This window comes from Methylomonas sp. BG-2 (assembly GCF_057766305.1).
Genome location: NZ_JBYMAP010000464.1, coordinates 1 through 1,445 on the forward strand (window position 1 = coordinate 1; position 1,445 = coordinate 1,445).

General features: G+C 47.7%; 2 protein-coding genes. Both read right to left on the minus strand.

What is annotated here, in order from left to right:
• Positions 1-5: 5 nt before the first annotated feature.
• On the minus strand, positions 6-311 hold the full coding sequence (locus tag AC3B8H_RS21305) for a hypothetical protein (RefSeq protein WP_488443507.1): 306 nt from the start codon (positions 309-311) through the stop codon (positions 6-8).
• Positions 312-540: 229 nt separating this feature from the next.
• Positions 541-1,233 carry a hypothetical protein gene (locus tag AC3B8H_RS21310; RefSeq protein ID WP_488443508.1) on the minus strand — a complete coding sequence of 231 codons (693 nt, stop codon included), beginning with the start codon at positions 1,231-1,233 and terminating at the stop codon, positions 541-543.
• Positions 1,234-1,445: the final 212 nt, after the last annotated feature.

Here is a 1,445-nt window from a genome sequence, read left to right on the forward strand (position 1 = left end):
CCGGCCTAGGCAGCTTTTTCAGACTGAAGAGCTTTTGATCGACTCTTCAGGCGGACTTGGCTTGTGTTAGCAGGCACAAGGCGGGGTGAGACCCTGGCGTTTAAGCCGCACAAGCGGCGTAAGTTATAGGTGGCGGTCGTCAGATTGAGCTGTAACACCGCACGCTCCAGTCCGATGCAGCGCAAGCCCTCGCCGCCCATCTGTTGTAGGCCGGCATAAACCTGTTCGATACGGGCACGGCTTTTGGTAATCCGCTGATTGCATCGCTGCTGAGAATTGGCCCCACCATTTTGAACAATCTTCCGCTCCATTGCTTTGTCCTAGCGGATGTTCAAAAGTAGCAGGGTTTTAACTTAACCGGTTGTTCAGTTTTTTGTGGCCGGTTCTGGCCGCGAACCGATTTTTCCGTGGGAGGCAAAGGTTTAGGCGCTGGTCGATGCTTAGTTTTGATCGTCTTGATCACTCCCGCAGATCAAGCGCAAAGGAGGGCATCCATAGCGGGAGGTAGGGTAATTCTCGAAACATATTGGGCCGTGTTGTTTACGCCAAACCAATCGGCTGATAGCCAGGTAGTCGATCCCTGGGAGAACGGGTAAAGCCCATCAGTCCGGCCACGCCAAAGCCGAAAAGCCACGCGGTTGTGGGAATAGGTGTCGGAACGGGAGGTTGAGATAGTGTTGAAAAGTAATTATAGGTTATGTTGTTAATGCCGCCATTGAAGCCATCGGGTCCAAAAAAAATCATAAAGCCTTTAGCGGATGATGCGTTTACGGAAATAAGCGTGCTTATATCGCCATCTATCCACGGTGATTCCTCTAATATGCTGGTATTGGTTGCTAAATCGATTATGTTATATTGAACGTGATTTCCATAACCGTAATAGCCAAGCGAAAAGCTCTGTAGCTGCAAAACCGTGTTCTCTGCGGTTACCGAAAGCTGTAAGGCGCAGTTTTCGCCATACCAACAAAATGCCGCGGCTCCGCCTGAATAGCCTTTGTCGTAAGCAAGCAATTCTGTGAATAAATCATTATAGGGATCCCAGTTCAACGAGACGGGGCCATTGCTACCGAAGCCCGGGGATATATTTTGTATCGGGTCCCAGTTAAAAACTCCGGCGTCTTCTACTTTTACCGTTACCAATGAAGCATGCGCGATACTAATATTTGTTGCCAAAAGCAATACCGCTATTTTTTTTAAAATAAATTTTATATTTTGATTTTTTAAAAAAAACATGACAGCCTCAACTTGATTGGATTTGCCAATCTCGGTCTGATTATAAAATCATTTTTATGCTCTGATGAATTGGCTCTAACTTCGCATTCAATGGCCGCGAGCGGAGTTCCGGTTTTTATCGCTAATTAGAAAATTAATACGACCGGGTCTTCAGGGCTTGACATGTCAACACACCGTGCCGAGCGCCGACGGCCGGCGGCTATTGAAGCAAA